Origin of the sequence: Bartonella sp. AA1HLJMS (genome assembly GCF_042197445.1) — a bacterium.
Taxonomy (GTDB): Bacteria; Pseudomonadota; Alphaproteobacteria; order Rhizobiales; family Rhizobiaceae; genus Bartonella.
Genome location: NZ_JBHIRW010000136.1, coordinates 1 through 1982, shown reverse-complemented (window position 1 = coordinate 1982; position 1982 = coordinate 1). Strand labels below are relative to the sequence as shown.

General features: G+C 37.5%; 3 protein-coding genes. 2 read left to right on the top strand and 1 reads right to left on the bottom strand.

The window, feature by feature from the left end; all coding sequences use genetic code 11:
- The first annotated feature begins 894 nt into the window (after positions 1-894).
- The gene (locus tag ACFIQE_RS09895) at positions 895-1269 is read left to right on the top strand and encodes a hypothetical protein (RefSeq protein WP_375707652.1); all 375 of its coding nucleotides are present in this window, start codon (positions 895-897) and stop codon (positions 1267-1269) included.
- On the top strand, positions 1262-1435 hold the full coding sequence (locus tag ACFIQE_RS09890) for a hypothetical protein (protein ID WP_375611660.1): 174 nt from the start codon (positions 1262-1264) through the stop codon (positions 1433-1435). The genes ACFIQE_RS09895 and ACFIQE_RS09890 overlap by 8 nt, the downstream gene beginning before the upstream one ends.
- A 150-nt stretch (positions 1436-1585) precedes the next feature.
- On the opposite strand, the gene ACFIQE_RS09885 is transcribed toward ACFIQE_RS09890, so the two are convergent.
- The gene (locus ACFIQE_RS09885; protein WP_375702878.1) at positions 1586-1750 is read right to left on the bottom strand and encodes a hypothetical protein; all 165 of its coding nucleotides are present in this window, start codon (positions 1748-1750) and stop codon (positions 1586-1588) included.
- Positions 1751-1982: the final 232 nt, after the last annotated feature.

Genomic DNA, 1982 nt, shown 5'->3' with positions numbered 1-1982 from the left:
CACTACCCCTCCACCTCCCACAGCATAAATATTCCCCTATAACATACGCAGCCCCTTCATTTTTCTTTTAATGCCAATCTTTAGGCCTTTTAATTGCAACCTTTAGAGGATAAACTTACCTCTTGCGGCCTATAGAGAGCATTCTAACAATGCGTTCTCATTGCCTCTAGTCTCCCTTCTTGTGTTCATTCTTTCACAAAATTGCCAAGCGCTCCGCACCACCCCTTGAGTTTCATGTCAAAGATATCATTACAGTACTAAGCTTATCCATCATAGCAATATCCTCTCTCCCCTCATAAGGCGATATTACCTGTGTCGTATTTTCTAGGGCTTGAAGCGTCTCTCCTTATTTCATTTCGCAATAAAGCTTAAAATAGCAGATAAACATACAACTACACACCGAAAGAAAACCGTAAATTTAGCTTACACGCTAAAACACCAGCCGCTTAAAATATCACTCACTTTAACATTTGTAATATTTGTGACCTCCGTTATGTCTATCGCCTTCGTTCTTTCCCCTATAAAGTTACATTATTCAAATTTGCGCGCCTAACCGCGCTCAAGGACGAAGATTCCTGTGCCGATCTGTCAACAATCAAGCTTTTCTTAAGTAAACTCAACCGGCTAAACACTTCAATATTAAATGCCTCTTCGCCTATAGTTTAGTGATAAAATATAATTGTACTCACAAAACGAATCTTTTATACAGCGGCACGAAAAATTGTACATGCCTCATAATAATAAAGGGAAGATGCCCTACAGACGTAGCAAGTCATTCGTATTATAATTATAACAAGTACAGAAATCTTTTTTCATTTCATAAAAATAGTCTGAGAAACTGAGTTATTCGCTTTATCAAAAGACAAAACCTTCAAGAAACAAACGAATATCAACATGACAAAACCAAACCTATCAAATGCATCACCAAAAGAACAAAATGATACATCTTCTCAATGGGACTTAGTCCTCGATATCCAAAAAGAAGTTAAGGAAACATTAAAGGCTGGTGTTGTTTCACTGGGAGAATTTATATTCATAATCTTTATAAGCGTCTGTTTATACATTTTTCTCTCAATATTAGGCAGTGCGGATAAACCTCAGATGAATGTAGCAACTGCAATCGGGCTGTTATGCGCATTAATTCTGTACGGTTCGATACCAATCTCTTTGGTGCTACGGATCATAGTAAAGAAGAAACTGAAAAAAGTAATGAAACAACTAGACGAAGCGGTTGCTAATCAAAATATAATAAGGAGAGAAAATGACTGAAGCTATAATATTAGGGCGCATTCTAGGGATCATTGTCGGTTGTGCAATAATAACATTATCCGTTTGGCTTGTTTATTCTACCATTAAATATCGAAAACTGTACCGTAAAGCGCTTACAGGACTAAACTTAGCAATTCAAAAATGTAATAAAGAAATTAATAAATAAAAAAAGTCGTGAAAAACGTGGTATTAAAATACCATAATCCTTATTTTCATATTTCTAGACGTATTTAATGTGATTACCAGTTATATTGATGACCCATATTGAGGGTATAAGATTTTTCATAAGGGGACGTTTGAAACTATAGGCATGATATTATGTGCGTACAGCCAATACAAGAAACAATTCCAACGGCTCCCCCTCTTCCCCCACTTCAAGCATTTCAGCCGGCACACGCACCTGACAGGGCTTCACGAGCCCTCCCAAACAAGCCTCTTGCGTTTTAAGAAGTCCCCCTTTGCCCTTAACGACAAAAACCACACCACTTCAACAATCCAACGGCTCAACAGCGCTCCTGTTCTTGCAACACTCCCTAACAGAGCTTATTTGTTTAAAGCTGACAAGGCTTTTACTTTTTTCCACTCTTTGTGCTTTTTTGTGTCCTTTTTTTACGAGAAAATTTTTACCTTCAAGGCCAACCCTTAACACACCCTAAGGAATTTGTAAGGGATATACCCTTGACAAGAATAAGACTTCTTGTTAAATCTCTCCT

Bases quoted from the DNA above. Each gene is read 5' to 3' on its own strand.
- ACFIQE_RS09895 (WP_375707652.1), top strand. From the start codon at position 895: ATGACAAAACCAAACCTATCAAATGCATCACCAAAAGAACAAAATGAT.
- ACFIQE_RS09890 (WP_375611660.1), top strand. From the start codon at position 1,262: ATGACTGAAGCTATAATATTAGGGCGCATTCTAGGGATCATTGTCGGT.